Source organism: Mesorhizobium sp. GW821-FHT07A06, from assembly GCF_059419085.1.
In genome coordinates this window covers 310,037-329,719 of the sequence record NZ_JBWKRC010000001.1, presented here as the reverse complement: position 1 = coordinate 329,719, position 19,683 = coordinate 310,037, and the positions used below count along the sequence as shown (strand labels likewise).

22 protein-coding genes and 1 pseudogene are annotated in these 19,683 nt (G+C 58.3%); 16 read left to right on the top strand and 7 right to left on the bottom strand.

Translation table 11 applies throughout. The features are described from left to right. Positions 1-71: 71 nt before the first annotated feature. Together AC07SZ_RS01555 and AC07SZ_RS01550 are read right to left on the bottom strand one after the other, a co-directional pair. Positions 72-1,193, bottom strand: coding sequence for a branched-chain amino acid ABC transporter substrate-binding protein (locus AC07SZ_RS01555; protein WP_056563508.1), 1,122 nt, complete (start codon positions 1,191-1,193; stop codon positions 72-74). A gap of 436 nt (positions 1,194-1,629) precedes the next feature. After that, positions 1,630-1,896, bottom strand: coding sequence for an SEL1-like repeat protein (locus tag AC07SZ_RS01550; protein ID WP_010915070.1), 267 nt, complete (start codon positions 1,894-1,896; stop codon positions 1,630-1,632). A 438-nt stretch (positions 1,897-2,334) separates the two neighbouring features. Here AC07SZ_RS01550 and AC07SZ_RS01545 point away from each other — a divergent pair, with 438 nt between their 5' ends. The 8 genes from AC07SZ_RS01545 (at position 2,335) to AC07SZ_RS01510 (ending at position 8,810) form a co-directional block, all read left to right on the top strand. Further along, positions 2,335-2,676: a DUF2147 domain-containing protein gene (locus AC07SZ_RS01545; RefSeq protein ID WP_494913068.1), complete on the top strand. Its 342-nt coding sequence runs from the start codon at positions 2,335-2,337 to the stop codon at positions 2,674-2,676. A gap of 55 nt (positions 2,677-2,731) precedes the next feature. After that, positions 2,732-4,249, top strand: coding sequence for a recombinase family protein (locus tag AC07SZ_RS01540; RefSeq protein WP_494913067.1), 1,518 nt, complete (start codon positions 2,732-2,734; stop codon positions 4,247-4,249). Between the two features lie 252 nt (positions 4,250-4,501). After that, entirely contained in the window at positions 4,502-4,957 is a 456-nt protein-coding gene (locus AC07SZ_RS01535; RefSeq protein ID WP_494913066.1) for a hypothetical protein, read from the top strand. Positions 4,958-5,557: 600 nt separating this feature from the next. After that, entirely contained in the window at positions 5,558-5,899 is a 342-nt protein-coding gene (locus AC07SZ_RS01530) for a hypothetical protein (protein WP_494913065.1), read from the top strand. A gap of 495 nt (positions 5,900-6,394) precedes the next feature. Next, the gene (locus AC07SZ_RS01525) at positions 6,395-6,625 is read left to right on the top strand and encodes a hypothetical protein (RefSeq protein ID WP_494913064.1); all 231 of its coding nucleotides are present in this window, start codon (positions 6,395-6,397) and stop codon (positions 6,623-6,625) included. A 214-nt stretch (positions 6,626-6,839) separates the two neighbouring features. Next, positions 6,840-7,415, top strand: a complete 576-nt coding sequence (locus tag AC07SZ_RS01520; RefSeq protein ID WP_494913063.1) for a hypothetical protein — start codon at positions 6,840-6,842, stop codon at positions 7,413-7,415. A 12-nt stretch (positions 7,416-7,427) separates the two neighbouring features. Beyond that, positions 7,428-8,162, top strand: a complete 735-nt coding sequence (locus AC07SZ_RS01515) for a hypothetical protein (RefSeq protein WP_494913062.1) — start codon at positions 7,428-7,430, stop codon at positions 8,160-8,162. Positions 8,163-8,270: 108 nt separating this feature from the next. Further along, a complete protein-coding gene (locus tag AC07SZ_RS01510) occupies positions 8,271-8,810 on the top strand; it encodes a cell division protein ZapB (RefSeq protein ID WP_494913061.1) in 540 nt (179 codons plus the stop codon). A 132-nt stretch (positions 8,811-8,942) separates the two neighbouring features. On the opposite strand, the gene AC07SZ_RS01505 is transcribed toward AC07SZ_RS01510, so the two are convergent. From AC07SZ_RS01505 to AC07SZ_RS01490, 4 genes are all read right to left on the bottom strand, one after another. Next, a complete protein-coding gene (locus AC07SZ_RS01505; protein WP_494913060.1) occupies positions 8,943-9,206 on the bottom strand; it encodes a hypothetical protein in 264 nt (87 codons plus the stop codon). A 131-nt stretch (positions 9,207-9,337) separates the two neighbouring features. Then, on the bottom strand, positions 9,338-9,796 hold the full coding sequence (locus AC07SZ_RS01500; RefSeq protein WP_494913059.1) for a hypothetical protein: 459 nt from the start codon (positions 9,794-9,796) through the stop codon (positions 9,338-9,340). A gap of 64 nt (positions 9,797-9,860) precedes the next feature. Next, positions 9,861-10,124, bottom strand: coding sequence for a hypothetical protein (locus AC07SZ_RS01495; protein ID WP_494913626.1), 264 nt, complete (start codon positions 10,122-10,124; stop codon positions 9,861-9,863). 436 nt (positions 10,125-10,560) lie between these two features. Continuing rightward, positions 10,561-10,749, bottom strand: coding sequence for a hypothetical protein (locus tag AC07SZ_RS01490; protein WP_494913058.1), 189 nt, complete (start codon positions 10,747-10,749; stop codon positions 10,561-10,563). 476 nt (positions 10,750-11,225) lie between these two features. Between AC07SZ_RS01490 and AC07SZ_RS01485 the strand changes: the two genes are divergently transcribed. Beyond that, positions 11,226-12,539 (top strand): HEPN domain-containing protein, encoded by a 1,314-nt coding sequence (locus AC07SZ_RS01485; RefSeq protein ID WP_494913057.1) that lies wholly within the window; start codon positions 11,226-11,228, stop codon positions 12,537-12,539. A 205-nt stretch (positions 12,540-12,744) separates the two neighbouring features. After that, positions 12,745-13,521, top strand: coding sequence for a hypothetical protein (locus AC07SZ_RS01480; RefSeq protein ID WP_494913056.1), 777 nt, complete (start codon positions 12,745-12,747; stop codon positions 13,519-13,521). Positions 13,522-13,565: 44 nt separating this feature from the next. Here the strand turns inward: AC07SZ_RS01480 and AC07SZ_RS01475 are convergent, their stop codons facing one another. Beyond that, positions 13,566-14,270 carry an SOS response-associated peptidase gene (locus tag AC07SZ_RS01475; protein ID WP_494913055.1) on the bottom strand — a complete coding sequence of 235 codons (705 nt, stop codon included), beginning with the start codon at positions 14,268-14,270 and terminating at the stop codon, positions 13,566-13,568. A gap of 170 nt (positions 14,271-14,440) precedes the next feature. Here AC07SZ_RS01475 and AC07SZ_RS01470 point away from each other — a divergent pair, with 170 nt between their 5' ends. The 6 genes and pseudogenes from AC07SZ_RS01470 to AC07SZ_RS01445 form a co-directional block, all read left to right on the top strand. Next, positions 14,441-15,454 carry a hypothetical protein gene (locus AC07SZ_RS01470; RefSeq protein WP_494913054.1) on the top strand — a complete coding sequence of 338 codons (1,014 nt, stop codon included), beginning with the start codon at positions 14,441-14,443 and terminating at the stop codon, positions 15,452-15,454. Positions 15,455-16,003: 549 nt separating this feature from the next. Next, positions 16,004-16,642 (top strand): hypothetical protein, encoded by a 639-nt coding sequence (locus AC07SZ_RS01465; protein WP_494913053.1) that lies wholly within the window; start codon positions 16,004-16,006, stop codon positions 16,640-16,642. 507 nt (positions 16,643-17,149) lie between these two features. Next, the gene (locus AC07SZ_RS01460; RefSeq protein ID WP_171883323.1) at positions 17,150-17,308 is read left to right on the top strand and encodes a hypothetical protein; all 159 of its coding nucleotides are present in this window, start codon (positions 17,150-17,152) and stop codon (positions 17,306-17,308) included. A gap of 40 nt (positions 17,309-17,348) precedes the next feature. After that, complete coding sequence (locus tag AC07SZ_RS01455) at positions 17,349-17,543, top strand: hypothetical protein (RefSeq protein ID WP_056563514.1); 195 nt, start codon at positions 17,349-17,351, stop codon at positions 17,541-17,543. Positions 17,544-17,659: 116 nt separating this feature from the next. Beyond that, a complete protein-coding gene (locus AC07SZ_RS01450; protein ID WP_244493894.1) occupies positions 17,660-19,120 on the top strand; it encodes an AMP nucleosidase in 1,461 nt (486 codons plus the stop codon). A 132-nt stretch (positions 19,121-19,252) separates the two neighbouring features. Continuing rightward, positions 19,253-19,683 (top strand): annotated as a pseudogene (locus tag AC07SZ_RS01445) (endonuclease/exonuclease/phosphatase family protein); the annotation flags it as partial.

Here is a 19,683-nt window from a genome sequence, read left to right as displayed (position 1 = left end):
CGCGCATCGCCGACCACAAAAACAAAATGGCCGGGGCGAACCCGGCCATTTCTCTGGATTATCGCCTTGGATTACTGCGCGATCGGCGCGTACTTGCCGTCATGCCACTGGTTGATGTCGTAGCTGGCGTTCTTGAGGTCGCCCTTCTCGTCGAAGGTCACGTCGCCGACAACGGTGCTGATCGGCGTGCCGTTCTTCAACGCTTCGGCAACCTTGGCCGGATCGTCGCTGCCGGCACGCTTGATGCCTTCGGCGAAAGCCTGGACCACGGCGTAGGAGAACAGCGTGAAGCCTTCCGGCACGAAGCCGCCGGCCTTGATCTTCTCGACGGCCGCCTTGGCCTCCGGCTTTGCCTGCGGATCCGACGGGAAGACGAACATGGTGCCTTCGCCAGCCGGGCCAGCAACCTGCCAGAATTCCGGCGAGGCGATCGAATCCGGCATGATCAGCTGGAACTTAAGGTTCTGTTCGGCCGACTGGCGCAGGATCAGGCCGGCTTCAGGATGGTAGCCGCCGAAATAGACGACGTCGGCCTTGAGATCCTTGAGCTTGGTGACAAGCGCGGAATAGTCCTTCTCGCCGGGATTGATGGCGTCGTAGTAGACTTCCTTCAGGCCACCGGTGTTCATGGTTGCCCTGACAGCGTCAGCCACGCCCTGGCCATAGGCGCTCTTGTCGTGCAGGATGACGACGTTCTTGCCGGCATACTTCTTGGCGATCCACGGGCCGATGAAGGCGCCCTGTGCATCGTCACGCGTATAGAGGCGCATGATCGTCGGCCAGCCGGCCTTGGCGGCCGCGTCGGTCAGCACCGGGTTCGAGGAAGCCGGGCTCATCATCAGCGCGCCGGCTTCGGCATAGACGGCCGAAGCCGGAATGCTCGAGCCCGAGCAGGCATGCCCATCGATGAACTTGACGCCGTTGGCGACGATGCGGTTGGCGACCGACACTGCCTGTTTGGGATCGCACTGGTCATCCTCGATGTCGAGCTTGATCATCGAACCGTTGACGCCGCCCGCCGCATTGATGGCATCGGCGGCGGCCTTTGCGCCCTGCTTGAACTGATCGCCAATGGTTGCGAGCTGTCCCGTCATCGGGCCGACCACCGAAACGGTGATGTCGTCGGCGAATGCGACCGGCGCACTCATCATCAGGCCGAAAATGGCCGCGCTCAAAATACTCATTTTTTTCATTGCAATAGAACTCCTCCACTCACGCGCGGCCGCCCCGGCCGCGCTTCTTCCAGAGAGGCGGGACAATTTCATCCTTCATCGGGCCTGTCTAGGCGCATTGACGCCGCTCGATTGGGCCTGGGAGGCCTCATCCACGCAAAAAAGCCACGCCAGCCTTGTTCCGGCCGGTCATGGCTTTTTTGCCTGTCGGGCTGTTTCCCCAGCGCCCCCACGCCGCGAACCCCAACTTGGCCGTCCCTGTCTTTCCTGTTGACCATGATCTTGTCCGAAAACCGGATTCCGCTTTCCGGGATCATGGTCAGTCGTACGGCTTGACCTATTCGCCTGCCGCATTCTTGTTGTTGGCCTGTGGCCTGGCCGTCTGCGCAGCCTTGTCCCTGTTGTGGCCCGACCGTCTTTGAGCGATCTGGACCCGAGCTTTCCGTCTGTCGGAAACCTAGTGCATGGTCATCCATTCGCGGGCTTCGCGCAGCGCCTTGGCAATCTCGACCTTCGACATCGCCGCCGACAGTTCCGAGCGCAGTTCCGCGGCGCGGGCCGAACCCTTGATGGCAGCGATGTTGAACCATTTGTGGGCGGCAACGACGTCGGTCTCGCAGTCGCGGCCGGTCGCATACATCATGCCCAGTTCGAAAAGGATGTCGGCCTGGGCAGTTGCCCCCATGGCGCCGAAACCTGCTTCAAGCATTTCAAAACGTGCCATTTTAGTCCCCTGTCTGGCTCCCGAGAGCTGCCTCCGTTTGTCTTGTCCGGGCCGCTCTTTCGATGCTTTCGAGAATGCCGGTCAGGCTTGAATCCGTCGTTAAATGGCGTGCTTAATTTGAGGAAAACAAAGCTAAAACAAGAGGTAAACGCGGAAATTCGTTAAGGATACGAAGCCAGTGTTTCAGCCGATTTTCGCTAAATTTGACGAAAATTTTCCAGGCTTGAATCAACACTCCGCTAACCACGGGAAACAAACACGATGCGCAGGTCGTTTTCATTTCCTCCGCGACGAGGCGAATTCAGGCGCCTTCAGAATCCCAAAGTCTTCCGCTGCGGCACCGCTTTTGTTTTGGCGGGAGCTGGATTAGCTTACGTTTGCGTAAGCGGCACACCGGCGAGGCGGAGCATCCGGCCGGCCATCCAAAGGGAGGAAGAGATGTTTCGAAAAGTGAGCCTGGCCCTTGCAGCCACAGTGATCATGGTGGGAACGGCGTGGGCCGATCCGATCGAGGGCAACTGGAAGACGCAAGCCGGCGACACCGCGGCCATTTCAGGCAGTGGCTCGTTTTCGATCACGCTCAAGTCAGGCAAATATGCCGGCAAGACCATCGGCTCGCTCAAGGCGGCCGGGGACAACAAGTATGCCGGCAGCATCACCGACCCGGCAAACGACAAGACCTATTCGGGCAAGGCGACGTTGTCGGGCACCTCGCTCAAGATGAGCGGTTGCGTGCTCGGCGGCCTGATCTGCAAGAGCCAGACCTGGCATAGACTTTAATTCTGCATACTGGTATGGGGCGGTCTTCCACGGCAACAAGGGAGACCGCCTAACCATGCTACAGCCACGAGACCTAAAGGGACGCCGTGCGATCTCCTATGCTCGCTGGAGTTCCGGCAAGCAGGCTAACGGCGACAGCCTTGACCGGCAGACCAAGAATGCCAAGGACTTCTGTGCAATCTACGGCATTACCCTCGACAGTGAATTACTCGACGATGGTGTGAGCGCATTCAAGGGCGCGAACCTAGAGGCCAGCTTGGGCAAGTTCGTTGGGGACGTGCGGTCTGGCAAGATTCCCAATGAAGTTGTGCTCATTGTTGAGAACATTGACCGCATCACCCGTGTGAAGCCCACGCGAGCTATTCGCTACTTCCTTGATCTCTTGGACACCGGGCTAACCCTTGTGACCTTGACGGACCAGCGGGTCCACACGTCCGAGGGCTACGACGACAATTTCTCAAACCTCATGATGTCCCTCATGGCCATGCAAGCGGCCCATGAGTACAGCGCCAAGCTGTCCTATCGTGTGGGCGAAGCATGGAAGCGGAAGGCCGAGAAGGCCCGGGCAGCTGTCGCAAGTGGCGGGGCAAGGATCAAGGTCGCAAAGGTTCCCTTCTGGATTGACCGGGAGACCAACGAGTTGAATGCACGGGCCGAAGACGCTCGGCTTCTCTTTGAGCTTGCCAACGAAGGGCACGGCCAGCAATCCATCACACAGATGCTGAACACGCGCGGCATTCCTTCTCCCTCAGGGAAAACATGGGCTCAAGCCGTTGTTGGCGAAGTCCTCCGTTCTCCAGCCGCGTATGGTTGCCTTGTTCTCAAGGGCGAGGAGGTGCCCGGCTATTTCCCCGCGCTTATCAGTGAGACGGAATGGCTGGCCACCCGACAGCGCACCAAGGCCCGCCGCCACAGCAGACAGGTGGGTCGCACATCCAATCTGTTTTCTCGCATGGTCCACTGCGGACATTGCGGCTCCCCGATGGTCCTCACGTCCTCCAAGAAGGGCGGTGCGGTATGGGGTTATTTTATCTGCACGGGGAAGTCGTTCAAAAGCACGGGATGCACCGCGCCCAACTGGCGCTATGACCAATTCGAGCGGGAGTTGATTGGCCGCATTGGGTTCCTGGCTGTTCCTATACCGCAGGACCAGACGGGTCCCGATCACTCTCGGGAACTTGAAGAAACCATAGGTGCCCTTGAGGCCAAGCAGTCCAACGTCCTTGCCGGTATTGCTGAAGCCGAGACAGCCGATGTCCGTAAGGTTCTGTTGGGGAAGGCCGATGAACTCGCTCGCCAGATAGAAGCGAAGCGGAGAGAAATAGTAGCGATCCGTGAGAATGACGCGAGATACCGTGAGAGCGCGGCGGCTGTCGTGGACTTTGAAATGGATCAGGAAGAGATAAGACGGCTGGCTCAGGAGGACCGGAAGGGAGCCCAAGGGCTTATCTCCAGCCTCGTACAGCGCATCGACCTTGAGAGCGACAGCAAGACCCTCAGGCGGGCGGTTGTCACAATGCGAAGCGGCTACAGCCACTCCCTTGTTTTCGACAGCACCGGGGAACCGGGCTAATTAGGGGCCCATACGGAGATAAGAACAGTTCCATAAGCCATGGCTTAAATAGTTGCCATACTAGAACAGGCAAGCTCCCGCCCCCGCCAATTAAGGCCTCGTAGAGATACGAGCAAAACTCCGCGCTGGGCTCGCCGCCTGTTTTATCCCTTGTCTTCCCTGTTTTTACCTTGGTGGTTCCTTCTGCGATCACCGGGTAGCCCTTCTACATCTGGCGCACTAACGCCATCCACCCACAACATCTAGGAAGCCATGACCTATACCCCCGCTGCGGAAACCGCCGCGATCATTAACGCCATGCGCGCCGCTCCCACCACGCCGTCCCTTGCAGCCACATTCCCAACCCACGGTCGTCACTGGGGCCGCGCGTCGCCCCTGCCCGTTCGCATCACCCGCGCCACCCGTCGCCTCGCTCATGTGGGCGGAATGGTGCCAGAAGGGTGCAGCCAGAAGGACATGGAAAGGGTCCGATGCAACCACCGCATCCATGTCGATGCTATCAAGGAAATCCTTGGGACCCTCTGGTCCTTCCGGCTCCTCGGGTGGCTCCCCTCTGACACCGTCTATCTGGACTACGACCAGATCACCGACATCGTAGCCGCTGGCACCCGACGCCCCAAGGACACCCAAGACCTAATGCCCGATTGGTTCACCCGCCGCCACTCGGTCGATGAACTCAGGGCCTTCCGGGACGGCAAGCCCGTCTAATTAGCTCGCAACCTGTGTGCGGTGCCTCGACTCAAAGGGCGCTGACCCAGTTGTGCGCTGTCCTGCACCAGTCAACCCCACGGGGACCCGTCTAAGGCACCACCGCACACAGGAAGCAAGGCTGCTCGCCACTGGGTAGTGGGTCAGCTCGCCTAGGCGGCTATCTGGCCTTTTCCTTGCAGACTATCGAGAGATTAGGCCCGTGAGCTTCCCGGATAATCTTGGCGGCTTCGTCTCTGGTTATGCCGACCTTGCGGGCATAGTATGAGGCCTCCGCTTCAAGCCCGTCCTCTAACGGCGCATTGATCGCCTGCTTGGCCTTATGCTTCGCCTTCTTCCCCATTAGCCGAATCATAGCACATTACGTGACTTGGCTGAATGACCGGTTGGGACACGGTTAAAATTTCAAACTGACCCACTACCCGCCACTGGTTCCCATGCGGGACAGGTTCATTCACGGACGCCTTTGTGTGCCCGTCTCGTCCCTGTGTGCGGTGGCCCTGTTTCAGAGGCCATCGACCCTCGCCCGCTGTCCTACACCACCCGCACCAACCCAATCCCTGTTGTGGCCACCACCGCACACAGGAAGAAAGCCATTCCATGTCCCTTCACACCACCACCATCGAACTCGATGGTTCCTATGGCGCCCGTCACCCGGCCTCAGGCACACTCATCGACACGTCCGACAAGGCTTTCGGTCGTCGGACCTACAAGGACCCGCTCGGTCCCCTCTGCCGCATCCTGAAAGACACCCTCGGCTACCCGCCCGAGACCCGCATCCGCGTTCAACGGGCAGGAGCCCCGGTCTTCAAGCGAGACCTAACCCTGGCATACTGGGCCGACTACGATGTCGTCGACACTCAGGACCGCTCAGCGGTACGGATCAAGTTCCGTCCCTTTGACGGCTTCGCCAGCGTAGGGGCCGAAAGGATCGCCGCGTAACCCCAGGCCGAAGACAGAAATCCTCCCTCCGATGTCGCCCATTTTGGGGGGACTATAGGGGGGAACTTAAGATACCTCTGGATACCCTCAAGGAACTTGAGTTGCCTTAAGGCCTCTCCCTTGAGGTTTTACCAGTAGAGTTATCTCTCAAGTACCCCTGAGTTCAGCTAATGTGAACTCGGGTTGAACTCGCGTTCCCCACAAGCTCGGCTCGAAGTTCAATCTCGATGCCAGCTTCCCGTACCAACCACATAGGAGGTCGCTATCTGCGATCTGGGTCTCACTCTCGGCATTGCTGCCGGGATCGCTAACGCTGCCGGTCAGGCATCCGCCGCCGCTGCCAACTCCAAAAACATCCAACAGCGCTACAACCTAGCCCAGGCCACCAACGAACACGAGTTCGTTATCAAGGCCAATGCTGCCAACAAGGAAGGCTATCAAGCTACCCTTGAGGGTGACCGCGCCAAGTCAACCGCTATCGCCTCGGGCGCTGGCATGAACGGCAGAACGGTGGGTCTCAGGCTGGCCGAACAGTCCCGCCAATCCGCCTTGTCAATTGCCAACGCCAAGGACCAGCGCGAGGGCGCTCAAGCCAACTACATCATGCAGGGCAAGGCTGACCAGCTAGGGGCGCAGGACGCACTGAACAAGCAGCAAATGAACCCCATGACCACGTTCTTGGACGTCGCCACGTCCGGTCTCAAGAACTACGGCGCATTCCAGTAACCCCAAGGAACCCATGGCATCTCCCGTCACTTCGGGACGCCCCCGCGATTGGCGCGTGGGTGCCCAATCTGTCTTCAACGCTCGGCAACTTCGCTGCCGCCAAATCACCAACGAGACCAAACCTTGCGACTGCCCCGGCTGCACCCGCAAACGCTCCGGGGTCTCCCGCTACTGTGGTCCTCACAGGGATGCCGCCAGCAAGCGGGGTGATCCCTTGGCCCGCCTTCCATCCCGCAACGAACTGGCCATCTTCAAAAAGGCGATTGACCTTTACGTGCACACCGACCCCAGGTTCGCCGCGCGTGTGGGGGTGGACCTCAAGGGCCTTGAGAACCGCATGGTTCTCCCGCCGTCGTTCTGCCTCAGCGTGTCTGACCTGCATTCAAAGTTGCCTCAGATCGCAAAGGCCAAGGGGCTGTTAGCCAACTGGCAACACAAAGATCGCCGCACCTATACCGAAGCGGTCATTCACGCGTTGGCTCTCATGGGATGGATGCATGTCTATTTCCATTCCGGTCAGGCCGGGGGCCTATGGGAGAACCGGAGTCGGTTCCTTGAGACTCGCGCGGGTGCCCTCTTGGGGGACTTCCGCAAGACCATCGGCACAACCACGCTGGTCAGGAAGGCCTCAGGGGCAACCCATCGCCACCTCGGCCGCGACTTCGTACGTCACGCCCAGCAGACACACGGCAAGGCCTTCTGGTCCGTCTCCGTCTCCACCAATGACGGTCAGTCAATGACCCTCCTCGACTACACCCGAATGGCCCTCAAGGCCGCGAAACTCCTTTAGGAAAACCCCACTATGTCCAACTACTACGACCACACCGCTGCCGAAACCATGCGTATGCCCAATCCTATGGACGACAGGTCCGGTTGGTACCCCACGAGTAACCCCAACTACGCCAGTGGCTCCGCTGCCGGTCCCGCCCCCGAGGGCAAGGTGTTTGTTGCTGGCCTGAACACCTATGTCGATGCTGACATTGCCGAACAGCTTGGCTTGGGTGGACCGCACGGCGCTCCCGGTTCCTACCAGACCAACGAGGCCGCGCTTGACCATCGCGCAATCCCGGCTGGCGACGATCCCCGTGAACTCATCAACATCGATCAACTTTCCGACGAAGACCTTGAGGCCCTCCAGCAAGAGCTTGAGATCGAGACCGCTGACCTCGAACCATCACTGTCCGAAACCCTCGACCAGATTGCCGAGTGTTTCACGCCTGAGGCCTTTGAAGCTGGCGTCGATGCCATGGTTGAAACGGGTGACTTCAACGACACGTTGGCCCGTGTCTCTGAGGCCACCGGATTGGACGCGGCAACAGCATCGACGCTTGTCGAGACAACCGTGATGGAGGCAACTCCAATTGCAGCCGAGCAGATCGGGGGCGAACGCTGGAGTTCCATGCTCTACGCGGCTACCCGTACCGACGACAGCATGGCGCGCCGCATCGTCTCGGATGTGGTGACCGGTCGGCTGGACCCCGCCCGATTGGCGAATGCCTATGACCTTTGGTGGCAGTCGCTACCCGATGCCGACTGAGTAGGCCCCTCAATGCTCGGCTACATCAGCACCGCCTATGCTTTCGCAACCCTATCCGCGACCTTGCTCGCCCTACTCCAATTCTGATTTTTGAAAGGAACCAACACAATGGCAAAGAAACCAATCACCCGCGAGGAACTCCTCGCCCAACTCGAAACCCTCGACAACTCCACCGAGACCAGCAGGCTCAATGCCGAGGTCTCCCGGCTGACCGAGGAGAACGCCTCGCTGGTCGCCCAGCGCCAGGAACTTGAGCGCCAACTTAAGCACGAACGCGAGGCCCTGCAGTTGGTCCGCGAGGCCATCCGTAAGGTTGACGTTCGGACACGCTCTCATGGCGTGGACAGGCCCGGCCATGCCGAGCTTGCCGCAGCTGCCGACCGCGCAGGCCGTATGGAATGGGCAGTAGTGCAGCTGGGTGTCCAGAAGGGCACCCATGATCCAGAGACAGGCCTGCCCTATACCGCTGAGACAAAGCCGCAGCGCAGTTTGATCGCCGGGGCACCAAAGGTAACTCAGACAGAACTGGACTCGTTCTTTCCGTCACTCAGCGGCCTTGAGATCGACGTGACGGACACCGCCGATGCCCTGCTCGATGCCGATCTGACGGAACACAAGAGTGCGTTGGAGATTGCCACCGCCGAATAACAGACAATCAAGTTTCCCGCGCTCCTTCCTGCCCTTCTTTCGTATCTCAAATTCGGTTTGAGGAGGTGGGAGGGAGCGCGGGTCCGTCTGGGTGCCCATGCGTTTTCGTTACGCCGAATGCATGGGCGTCGATCAATCTCTGCGGGGTAGTGGCCGCGTCAGCCCTGCCCGCTTCCTGAGGACGTGAAATGCCTTCAGGATGATCTCGTCTTCCTCTGCTTCAGACGTTTGAACTTTCTCTTCAAAGGATGCTTCCTCGGCGTGGAAGTCATGCGCCCTCGATGGCATGTGCTTCCACCCCCACTTACATGCCTCCCAGTGGCTTTCGCAGTTCACAACACGCTGTTCGACAGCTTGTCCGTGCTTTCCAAAAAATACGATCTTGTAGCTAGTCATGGTCTCGGCTTTCCAAAGCTAGGCTTGATTGCCGATGCCCATTTTTCACAGATCGAAAATAAAAAAAATAGGCTCCTACGGAGACGTTCCGGTGTCGGAAAATTTCCGCTAGTGGAGGCAAATGCAGGGGATCATGTAGCGATGTCACGCAACTGTTTGGCAGCAGGGCTAGAGCCGTATCGAACTTCACCGCACGCAGTTCTGGCGTAGGCTTGGCCGAGATTTCGGCCGCCAGCCATTTCTCGTGGATCGAAGTAGGCGGAGACAGATTCGCGAGCTTCCAAGCGGCGAGGCCACGGTTTGCGGTCTATAAGGATGGGCATAGAGACCGCTGCTCGGGTCCTGTCCTTTATGGTGTTGCCGTCCAGTGTGAAACCAACTTCGTCGACCGTCACGGCGAAATTGCTCAAGTTCACCACCTCAATCGAGAACATTATTTCACCACCTGGAACTCCCATCGCGTACGCGGGCTTGACACGTAGTCGGACGCGACCCGCACTGATCGCCTGCCAGGTGTTCATAATCCCGAGCCCAGCGCCCAGAAGTGCCACACCCATTGTGATTGCGTTGTTCCAAAAGACAGTGTCCATCAGCCCCCTCCCCCAAAACTATCAATCCTAAGCGAATTTGCCTGGGAAGGGCCAGATCGCTCTGTCACTCCATGTCCGGCACCTCGCCGCCAACAAAGAGCGTCGTCGGTTCGCCGTATTCGCCAAGCGCCGGGTTGGCTTCTCGCGACCACGCAATGACACCGGCATGTTTCCCCGCCAATCCCTTCGCGGTCCTTATGGCCCTGTCCTCGGTCTGCTGCTCGGCTGGCCCGTAGACTGGCTGGAGGTCGCCGGTCTCATCGCGGTCAAAGGCCGTGACGACGATCAGCTTGGGCGCTTTTTGCTGCGGAACGATACTCTCTGACATGTTGATGCCTTTCATTGGGCCAATCGTTAATCGGTCCCGCTGCGCCTTCGTCTGTGCCACCCTCGGCTGAACCCAAAGCTCACCGCAGGAGCCCACAAAGCCACCTCGCGCTCCAAAGACGCGTTGACGACGAGTAGCGCCTTCACTGCCTCTCTGGCATCCCCGCCACAGGTCGCTATGGCCTGATCAGCCGCAGCCTCCAACTCCGTGGTGGAGGGATCAACCTGCTGTTGCTCGGGTGGCATTGCTCTGCCTCACAGGTATCTTTCGCCGTCATCGCGATGCTCGAAGCAGAACCAATGCGACGCCTGCTTAGGCTTCGCGAAGCCCCAGCCAGCATTCTTGGCGCAGCCAGGACGTTCGCACCAATGATGCTGAATACCAGAGACCGTGACGTGTTCGGGCCTTGGAAGCCTGATTTCGTCACTCACGGCTGTCATCCCTGCCGTCGGCGCGGTGCTGAACGCTCGTCCAACTGGTCCTGAAGGCGGCCGTTGAGGACGATCATTTCCTTAAGTGCCTTCATGACGTTGCCCTTGTGTACGGCAACGAACTTGTCAGCGACGGCTTGAAGAGCAGCCTCTTGCCGGCTGTCCAGTGTCACAATGTGGTCAATGGCGATCACTCCAAACGCTTCATTCCTCCAGTGAACAAAAGGAGAACACAAATGTCAAGGGCGGATTGACGGATGGAGGAATTTGTTCCTATTTTGGGCCATGCCCGATACTGGTGGAAGACGAAAGCGCGGAGGCGCATGGAAGCTCAGCAATGCCCACGAGATTGGGCAGCTTGTGCTGGTCCGCTGCGGGCTTTGCAACGTCAAGCGTTGGTATCTGCCGAGTGACCTCAAGGAAATTTTCGGGGATACCGAGGCCGAGTTGGTCGGCAACAAAATGAGTTGCAACCGATGCGGCAAGAACGAGTACATGCATGCGGAGACACTAAACCCTTCCGCACGGGAACGGCAGGGCATTAGGATTACGCGGCTTGCAGAAATCAGGACGGTGCGGCGGGTGATCTGGAGGACGGAGACCGACTAAGCACATCGAGGCAAGTTTGGATCGCGGGGAAGGGTCGTGTAGTACAGGTCGAGGGACAAGCATGGCCAAAGACTCGCAACCAGCCCGGCAGCGTCAACGAAACGCCGACCAATCCATAGTGCTGAAGAAGAAGCGCTATCGCGGAAAGTTGACGGTCGGGGACCAGGCTGTGGATGTCCGCTTCACGCTCTCTGCGAAAGCCGACTGCCGGCTGCGCTTCAAGTTCGATGCTTTGGACGGACGCAGCTTCATGATCCTAGCGAAGACCATGGGCAAGACGGGTCAACCAAGCGAACGCTTCGCGCTCGACGCACGCAGCAAAGGCGGAGACCGCATCAGCTCAGATACGTTGTCGATGGCGGGGTATCAAGTCAGCGACGAGGGCCACTTTGTCGAGGTGAGTTATCTGTCCGCCAAGATCACGCAAGTTATGAAAGCAAAGACGCCGAAACCGATCCTTAGATTATGGTTTCGCGGTTTTTCCTCCTTTCGGAACTCACCTATCGAGACCCCATTAGGAACCTTGGCTGTTTGGGGTGCCTCAAAGGGTTTCCCAACAGATGAGATGTCCGGTTGCGTGACAATCAGGGCACCGATCGAGGCGCCTAACGCCCATTGGGTCACCCAGGCAGATCAGTTTCTTCGCCACATGCACCAAGGTCTCGCGTTCGCTCATGGCGCTCGCCTCCAGACGCCAAGGCTGGACCATGTCGAGGGAGACACCTTCACTGCCACTTTCTACGCCGGTTCGGGATACCGGCAGGAGTTCTCTGTCCAGCACTTCCTGAATCACGACCCGATCATAGCCGCCTTGGTGACCCGTTTTTTTGAACGAGGACCAGTGTCAGAGGTAGTTTGGATCGCGCTTCGATGGATGCAAAGCGGCACAACGGTCGATGAGGTGCGCTTTCTCACCGCGATGACTGCGCTGGAAACGATCATAGAAAGCGAACTGCCGGAGAAAAAGGGAACGGTTATCCCCAAGGCAAACTTCAAGATACTCCGGCAAAAGCTCATGGAAGTCGTCGATCAGCACCCGGACCTTACCCCCGTTCAGCAGGACATCTTCAAGAAGCGGATTGAGGGCAACAACAAGAAGACCCTGCCCGAGAAGATCGACGCTCTATTCGATCACTACCAGATTTCACGGCGCGACTTCCCTCTTACGACGACAGCCGCGCTCGTGAAGTTGAGAAACACGATCGTGCATACCGGCGTGTTGCCGGACGGCATCGACATTTGGGATAGCATCATTCTTGTTCGCGAGCTTATCACCCGCATCCTCCTCAGCGAGATCGGGTTTAAAGGTCGGTATTGCTGCTACATCGGGGGACAGCACGATAGAGATTTCCCCGAGTTGTTCTCGCCGACCTAAGGCTTTCGCCACCGTCCTAAGCTGTCGACTACGGCAATGCCGTGCTAAATCTCGTGTCCCCCCTAAAAAGGGATCGGCTTCTGATAGGTATCGTTGAAGAATGATCTGGCTCCGACCTCACATCGAAACTATTCAGCGCCTTGTTAGGGTAGATACGGCCGAGAGTCTAACTTACGCCGCCCTTGAGTGTCGTCTGGCGATAGAGATGGTTTGCTATGATCGATTGAAGATTTCCCATGATTACATTTCTCATGATGACGTGACAAAATGGCAGCCGAGAGACGTCGTAAAGCGTCTTATTCAGGACGTGGACGCAAACGTAGCCACTACGTTCACTCTTTCCATTTCAACAACTCCAACCGATGAGACTATTGGCGAGCAAACGCGCGAAGACTACGAGAAATACGAATACATTCCCGTTGGAACCCAGATAGGATTTGATGCCAACAAACTTGGAAAGCTGTGGAACGCCCTTTCGTCGTTCTTGCACGTCAGGATTCCGCGATCTGCGTCGGACAGGGTTGTGGCTTATGGGGAGACAGACGCCTTGAAGCGCAAGGTTTCAGAGGCGGTCACCGAGCTTGAACGGTTAGCCTCGGGCACACTCATTTCTAGCGGTGTTGGCGAGATTGTTCATTTCGAGTGCCATTGTGGGACTTCGAACAAGCGCCGTTCGGGCCTCCTTAGAGATGGGCAAACGGTAAACTGCATCAATCCCGAATGCACAGAACGTTGGGACGCCGTTTTCGAAGGCGATGCAATAAACTTCAAACGCCGGTCGATTACAATCAACTGCAAACGATGTGCCTATCCGGCAAATCTCGCAGAGCGCCCCGTATTTGATTTGGCTCGCAACAAAGCAGGCTATTTCATTTGCGACGGTCCCGGGTGCGAAGAGGTGAACCACGTCATGTGGCGCTTGGTGCTGGTGGAGCCGCGCAATGATCGGCCCCCTTCAGGAGACGTCCAATCGACAGAGTAGACCGGATGCAGTGACGTCCAGCCGCTTTGGTAGTGGCCGTATTACTAGAATAGTGAGCCCTGTACCGGACCCTGTGGCGGGAATTTAATCTGTGTGGCGGGTTTCTCCACGATCGCGAGGGCGTCGTCAGGCGCTGGATGCTGTAACCTTTTCGCCTCGGACCATGGCGCGGTCAGCCACACCTCCGTCTCCTCTTGCGTTCTTAGGATCACCGGCATCGCCTTCTCGTGGATCGGCTTGATCAGGGCGTTAGGTTCGGTCGTCAGGAACCCATAGACCTCATGATCGCCGGGACCGTCTTTTACCTTTCGCACCCCATGCCAGGGGGTCCATAGACCAGCGAAGAAGAACAGCGGGCGCTCCTCGTTCAAGGCGAACCAGTAGTTCCTCTGAATGCCGGTCTCGGGGTCCTTGTCGTTCGGCGTCGGGCTCGGCTCCGCGAAGCTGGTCACCGGCACCACACAACGATGCTCAACACCGAGGTACGGCTGCCAGTGAAAGTAGTTGGTCTTGCGAATGTTGGTGGTCCCGTAGTCGGCTTTGCCTTTCACTCGCTCTGGCGGTGACGGCATTCCCCACAGGAGGTTGGCGACCTCACGTTGCCCGTCTGCCGCATTGCGGACCACCGGGCCGAGTTGATTGGGGTAAATGTCAATGGACGGCTCAAGGTTGCCCGAGATGTCCCGCAAGGTGCCGGTCCACTGTCGGATGGCCTCTTGCGATGTGGTTATGTTGTAAAGATTGCACATGGAGGAAATGTGCGATGGATTTACGGAATAAGCTAGCGTTGAGGCGAATGCCTGTCTGCCGCAGCAAAGTCAGATTCTTGCATCTAGATCGAACCGCCATTGGAAGACCATACCCAGCTTGGACGCCGATGCATCCAGTGATACGCTTTCTGCCAATCGGGGAGGATAAAATGGCAGAATCAGAACTACAGGAAGCCGAGCAGTCGCTCAGCAGAATACAGAACTTCGATAGTGCAGCTCTTTCCCGCGTCGATGCGCTAGGCTCGGAACTTAACTTTCTGGACGCCGTGGATCCTGCAGAGCGTATCATAAGCCTTTTCAGGCAGATCCCAATTCAGTATCTAAAAGAGCTTCCTCCAGGGAAGATTGGCGAAATAAAGTCACAAGCCGACACGGCCTACAGCCTTTTTGAACAGATACTGAATTTCGACCCAAAGAAATCTGATAGCTACGCACAGCGCACAAACTTAATCAGCAATCTGAAAACGCAGTTTGAACCTTTCTTCACGGGCCTTTCGCCGATCATTGCTTATACGTCGTCCCGACTGCGCGATTTTGGGGCGCTAGAGCGGGAGGCGCGTGCTGCCGTTCAGGCGGCAAAAGACCGGGCCGACGAAGCCACCAGCCAGTTAGTGACCCAACAGGAGGAAGCGAAGCGCATTCTTGATGAGGTGCGTCGAGTGGCGCTGGAACAAGGCGTTTCGCAACAGGCAATCTACTTCCAAACCGAAGGAACCCTTCACGAGGACGAAGCTAAGAAATGGCAAGCCCTCACCGTAAAGGTAGCTGTCGGTCTTGGCGCGTACGCGGTGATCTCAGCAACCATTCACAAATGGACATGGTTGGCCCCCACGGGTCCCTATGACGCCTTTCAACTCGGCCTCAGCAAAGTCCTTATTTTTGGCGTGATAGCCTACATGCTCTTTCTCTGCGCCCGAAATTTTCTGGCTCATAAGCACAATGCCATTGTTAATCGCCACCGTTACAACGCCCTGCTCACCTTCACTGCGTTAGGTGATGCGGCCAAGGGGCCCGAGAGTCGTGACATTGTGTTGACCCACGCGGCTGCCTGCATCTTCTCGCCGCAGGAGACCGGATACACAAAGGCTCAGCATCAACCGGAAAACGTGGCCAACGTCATACAATCCCTGCCACGCCTATTGTCCCCGTCAGCTACTCCCTGATCTGACGCAGTTGCTTCTATTCACGTTTTGAGATAGCGCGAATGACATGGCCGAGCTTTCTTGACCACGAATCGATCTTTTACAGTTGACCCTTGAAATAGCCCGTCAACAGGTTCTTACTTGCTGTTAGGCAGGTTGGGGCTCTATCAGGTTGTGCGTGTAGTTTCTCTAGTTTTAGCAATTGGATCAATTGTCGCTGCCGCGACGTGTAACGTCGAGGCCCTAGAGTACACGCCTATTTCGTCCCCTGGGCAGCTGCCATTTCTAATTGTCTCCGGTGAATTCGGCGACAGTGAGCCTCTGAGCGCCTTCACCGCCGCCTTAGTAAGCAGCGGAGCCAAGGTAATTGTATTCAACTCCCCTGGCGGCAACGTTGGCAGCGCAATTCAGTTGGGGCGCATGATCCGCGCAGCCGGATTGGATACACTCCAGGTTCGCCAATTGCAGTGCGTTTCGGCCTGTTCACTGGCCTTTATCGGTGGGGTTCGTCGCGTTGCCGACCCGGGCTCCATTGGCGTTCATCGGTCATCTTTCACACCCGATAGCGGAATGTCCACCGATGAGGCAGTGGCACGCGTTCAGGCCGGAACGGCACAGATCATGTCCTACATGAGCGAGATGGGAGTGGACCCCAAGCTCATGGAATTGGCCTTAAGCTATGACAAGTCTGACATGAGGTACCTCTCGGCCAGCGAAATGGTAGAGTTGCGGGTGACCAATGTCGCAGTAACGCAGTCATCAGTGGACACCTCCCAGGTACCGACTAGGCCCGACCCCCAGCCCGCACTCGACGCCAACGCCAAGCAACAGCTTGAGAGCGCTGCGGTCGCCTTCATCAAGGGACTGATAGAACACCACGGCGACAACGCCGAAATGGCGCTGGCTGAAGTTCAGACCTCCTACGCGCCAACCGTGGACTACTACGGCAAACTGACGGACCTGAACGCGATCATCCAGGACAAGCGAACCTACTTCCAGCGATGGCCCGAGCGGGGCTACAACGTGCGGGACAACAGCCTGATGGTCAGTTGCGCCAATGATCGCTGCATGGTGTCGGGCACCTACGACTGGATTGTGCGCAGCCTTCCGAGACACAAGCAGGCAAAAGGCGTGGCAAACTTCAGCTACACGATAGCGATTGGTGCCAACCCTAAAATCATTGCCGAGACAAGCAAGGTTCAGCGTTGATCGGCGGTGCATCGACCAAAGCCACTGGACCTATTTTGTGAAAAATCTGTTTGGCTTTTTCGTATAGTGGCACAGGCGATTTCCCCCCGAGCCGGTACCATGATTGGTACAAATGCTTGCGCTCTCGGGCACACCAAGGCAGGCGCAACGCCTTGCAACACAAGGCCTCCAGCGCTCCCGGAAAGTCCCTTGTCCGTATCAAAATCACAGGCTCGAAGCCGCGTTCCAGCTATGCACTCAACGCATTCCGTACAATAAAAGTTAAGTCTGGCACAAGCTCTGATCGACCATATCCTTGCGACATGATGACGGGGCCTGGCGGGCCCCGTTTTCGTTTCATCGGCAGCCAAGCACTGATGCTATTGCCCTGCCGCCGATGGCCATATCAGGCCGGCGGCGACCGGATCGGATCCCGTCAATCATTTTGAACCGCAGATGAACGTCGGCATCAGAGCCGGTTCAGAGGCGTTGGCGCATTCTCCCGCGTGTTGAAGGAGACACCACCCGATGCTTGCTCGCCGCTTCACCATCGTCTGCCTGCTGATGAGCCTGTTTGGAATGTTCTTCGCCATCCTCGTCGCCGAAGCGGGCCGTTCCCCCCGCGCCTGGGACGAAGCCAGTTCCAGGACATGCCGCCTCGCCTGCCCCACCCACCTTCGCAACTGAACCAAAGAAACCAGACCTCGAAAAGAAAAGCTCAGACATCATGAACCGCATCGCCGCCAACGCTCTCAAGACCCTTCGGCTTCTGCCGCGGGCGGCGCTTATCCTGATGGTCCTGGCCGCTCCGGTCCTGGCCGTGCCGATGATGCGCGCCGACGCCGGCTCGACGATCGAGGCTCCGGCCCTGAAGAAGTCCGGCGTCGGCTTCGTGCTGCTGGTCAGTCTGCAGCGGGGATAAAGAAAAATGGCGCTTTGTGCGCCTTCGACAGCGACACCCCTCCCAACCGCTCGTCCGAGTCTCTATATTGAGCCATGGAAAAGCGAATCTACCCTCAAGCCATCGAATCGGTCGTCATGCCGGAGCCTTTTGGCCGGCAAAGCTTCGACAATGCGGCCAAAGCGGTCGCGGCACTGCAACTGCTTTATGACCGCAACACCAAGTTCCTGCGCGATTCCTTCGCCGCCCTGGCAGCCGGCGGTGACAGCAGCAAGCGCTACCGCGCCTTCTATCCCGAGATCGGCGTCACCACGAGTTCGTTCACCCAGGTCGACTCGCGCCAAGCCTATGGCCACATGCCGACGCCCGGCCATTTCGCCACCACGATCACGCAGCCGCACTTGTTCGAGAACTACCTGATCGAACAGCTTCGCCTGATCATGCGCAACCACGGCGTGGCGGTCACGGTTTCGGAATCGACCACTCCCATTCCACTGCATTTCGCCTTCCTGGAGGGGACTTACGTCGACGGCGCCGCCGCGGAGCGCATCAAGCGGCCGATCCGCGACCTGTTCGACGTGCCGGATCTCGACGGCACCGACGATCAGATCGCCAACGGCACGTTCGAAGTGGCCTTCGGCGAACCAAGACCTCTAGCCCCATTCACGGCACAGCGTATCGACTACTCGCTGCACCGCATGACGCACTACACGGCGACCAGCCCGCAACATTTCCAGAATTTCGTGCTGTTCACCAACTACCAGTTCTACATCGACGAGTTCGGCGCCCGCGCCCGCGACCTGATGGAGAAGGGCGGCGGCGGTTATGTGGAATTCGTCGAACCGGGCAATGTCGTGACCAAGGCCGGACAAAGCGCGCCGAGCGAAGGCGTTGGACCACAGCGTCTGCCGCAGATGCCGGCCTATCACCTGAAAAAGGCGAACCATGGCGGCATCACCATGGTCAACATCGGTGTTGGCCCTTCGAACGCCAAGACGATCACCGACCATATTGCCGTGCTGCGGCCGCATGCCTGGGTGATGCTCGGCCATTGCGCCGGGCTGCGCAATACCCAGGCGCTCGGCGACTATGTGCTGGCGCATGCCTATGTGCGCGAGGACCACGTGCTGGACGACGATCTTCCGGTCTGGGTGCCGATCCCGCCGCTGGCCGAGATCCAGGTGGCTCTGCAGGAGGCGGTTGCCGAAGTCACCGGCCTGTCCGGCTACGACCTGAAGCGCATCATGCGCACCGGCACGGTCGCCACCATCGACAACCGCAACTGGGAACTGCGCGACCAGCGCGGACCTGTGCAGCGCCTGTCGCAGTCGCGTGCCATCGCGCTCGACATGGAATCGGCGACGATCGCCGCCAATGGCTTCCGCTTCCGCGTGCCCTACGGCACGCTTTTGTGCGTGTCCGACAAGCCACTGCATGGCGAATTGAAACTGCCAGGCATGGCGACCGAGTTCTACAAGCGGCAGGTGGCGCAACACCTGACCATCGGCATCAGGGCGATGGAGAAGCTGGCAGAGATGCCGATGGAGCGGCTGCATTCGCGCAAGCTCCGCAGCTTTTCGGAGACAGCGTTCCAGTAGGTGGCCGCAACGCCTCGGCGAGGCAATTGGTCGTCTTGCTCAGGCCGCAATTTGGCCGCTAAGCAGATCGAACGGATCGTCAGGCGGCATTCAGCAGACACGACCTCAATGACAACAGGCGCGCGCTTGAAAATGACGGCTGGGTTGGCATTCCTGGCGATGACGGCACTGTCGGCCGCGCTGTTGGCCGGGTTCTTCGGCACGCTGCACCCCGCTTTCGATTCCTTCTCGCATTTCCGCACGCATCTCAGCGTGCTTATGGCGCTTCTGGCATTGCCGCTGCTCGCCAGCTCATTTCGGCTGCAAGCGGCAGCGGGGTTGCTCTTTGCCATCGCCTGCCTGGCCACGACGGCAAGCGCCCTGCCGAGGCTTTGGCCGCTGCCCGCGGTTGCCAAGCCCGCCGATCAGGCCGTCTACAGCCTGCTGCAGATGAATCTGCGCTTCAATAACCCGACACCGAAGAAAGTGCTCTCCCTGATCGGCCGCACCAATCCGGACGTGATCACCCTCGACGAAGTGTCCGGCATGTGGACGACCGAGCTTGGCTACATCACCAGCGCCTA

What these genes read in the sequence shown, in the direction of transcription:
- AC07SZ_RS01555 (WP_056563508.1), bottom strand. Translation starts at nt 1,193, where the DNA reads ATGAAAAAAATGAGTATTTTGAGCGCGGCCATTTTCGGCCTGATGATG.
- AC07SZ_RS01550 (WP_010915070.1), bottom strand. Translation starts at nt 1,896, where the DNA reads ATGGCACGTTTTGAAATGCTTGAAGCAGGTTTCGGCGCCATGGGGGCA.
- AC07SZ_RS01545 (WP_494913068.1), top strand. Translation starts at nt 2,335, where the DNA reads ATGTTTCGAAAAGTGAGCCTGGCCCTTGCAGCCACAGTGATCATGGTG.
- AC07SZ_RS01540 (WP_494913067.1), top strand. Translation starts at nt 2,732, where the DNA reads ATGCTACAGCCACGAGACCTAAAGGGACGCCGTGCGATCTCCTATGCT.
- AC07SZ_RS01535 (WP_494913066.1), top strand. Translation starts at nt 4,502, where the DNA reads ATGACCTATACCCCCGCTGCGGAAACCGCCGCGATCATTAACGCCATG.
- AC07SZ_RS01530 (WP_494913065.1), top strand. Translation starts at nt 5,558, where the DNA reads ATGTCCCTTCACACCACCACCATCGAACTCGATGGTTCCTATGGCGCC.
- AC07SZ_RS01525 (WP_494913064.1), top strand. Translation starts at nt 6,395, where the DNA reads ATGAACGGCAGAACGGTGGGTCTCAGGCTGGCCGAACAGTCCCGCCAA.
- AC07SZ_RS01515 (WP_494913062.1), top strand. Translation starts at nt 7,428, where the DNA reads ATGTCCAACTACTACGACCACACCGCTGCCGAAACCATGCGTATGCCC.
- AC07SZ_RS01510 (WP_494913061.1), top strand. Translation starts at nt 8,271, where the DNA reads ATGGCAAAGAAACCAATCACCCGCGAGGAACTCCTCGCCCAACTCGAA.
- AC07SZ_RS01505 (WP_494913060.1), bottom strand. Translation starts at nt 9,206, where the DNA reads ATGACTAGCTACAAGATCGTATTTTTTGGAAAGCACGGACAAGCTGTC.
- AC07SZ_RS01500 (WP_494913059.1), bottom strand. Translation starts at nt 9,796, where the DNA reads ATGGACACTGTCTTTTGGAACAACGCAATCACAATGGGTGTGGCACTT.
- AC07SZ_RS01495 (WP_494913626.1), bottom strand. Translation starts at nt 10,124, where the DNA reads ATGTCAGAGAGTATCGTTCCGCAGCAAAAAGCGCCCAAGCTGATCGTC.
- AC07SZ_RS01485 (WP_494913057.1), top strand. Translation starts at nt 11,226, where the DNA reads ATGGCCAAAGACTCGCAACCAGCCCGGCAGCGTCAACGAAACGCCGAC.
- AC07SZ_RS01480 (WP_494913056.1), top strand. Translation starts at nt 12,745, where the DNA reads ATGGTTTGCTATGATCGATTGAAGATTTCCCATGATTACATTTCTCAT.
- AC07SZ_RS01475 (WP_494913055.1), bottom strand. Translation starts at nt 14,270, where the DNA reads ATGTGCAATCTTTACAACATAACCACATCGCAAGAGGCCATCCGACAG.
- AC07SZ_RS01470 (WP_494913054.1), top strand. Translation starts at nt 14,441, where the DNA reads ATGGCAGAATCAGAACTACAGGAAGCCGAGCAGTCGCTCAGCAGAATA.
- AC07SZ_RS01465 (WP_494913053.1), top strand. Translation starts at nt 16,004, where the DNA reads ATGTCCACCGATGAGGCAGTGGCACGCGTTCAGGCCGGAACGGCACAG.
- AC07SZ_RS01460 (WP_171883323.1), top strand. Translation starts at nt 17,150, where the DNA reads ATGCTTGCTCGCCGCTTCACCATCGTCTGCCTGCTGATGAGCCTGTTT.
- AC07SZ_RS01455 (WP_056563514.1), top strand. Translation starts at nt 17,349, where the DNA reads ATGAACCGCATCGCCGCCAACGCTCTCAAGACCCTTCGGCTTCTGCCG.
- AC07SZ_RS01450 (WP_244493894.1), top strand. Translation starts at nt 17,660, where the DNA reads ATGCCGGAGCCTTTTGGCCGGCAAAGCTTCGACAATGCGGCCAAAGCG.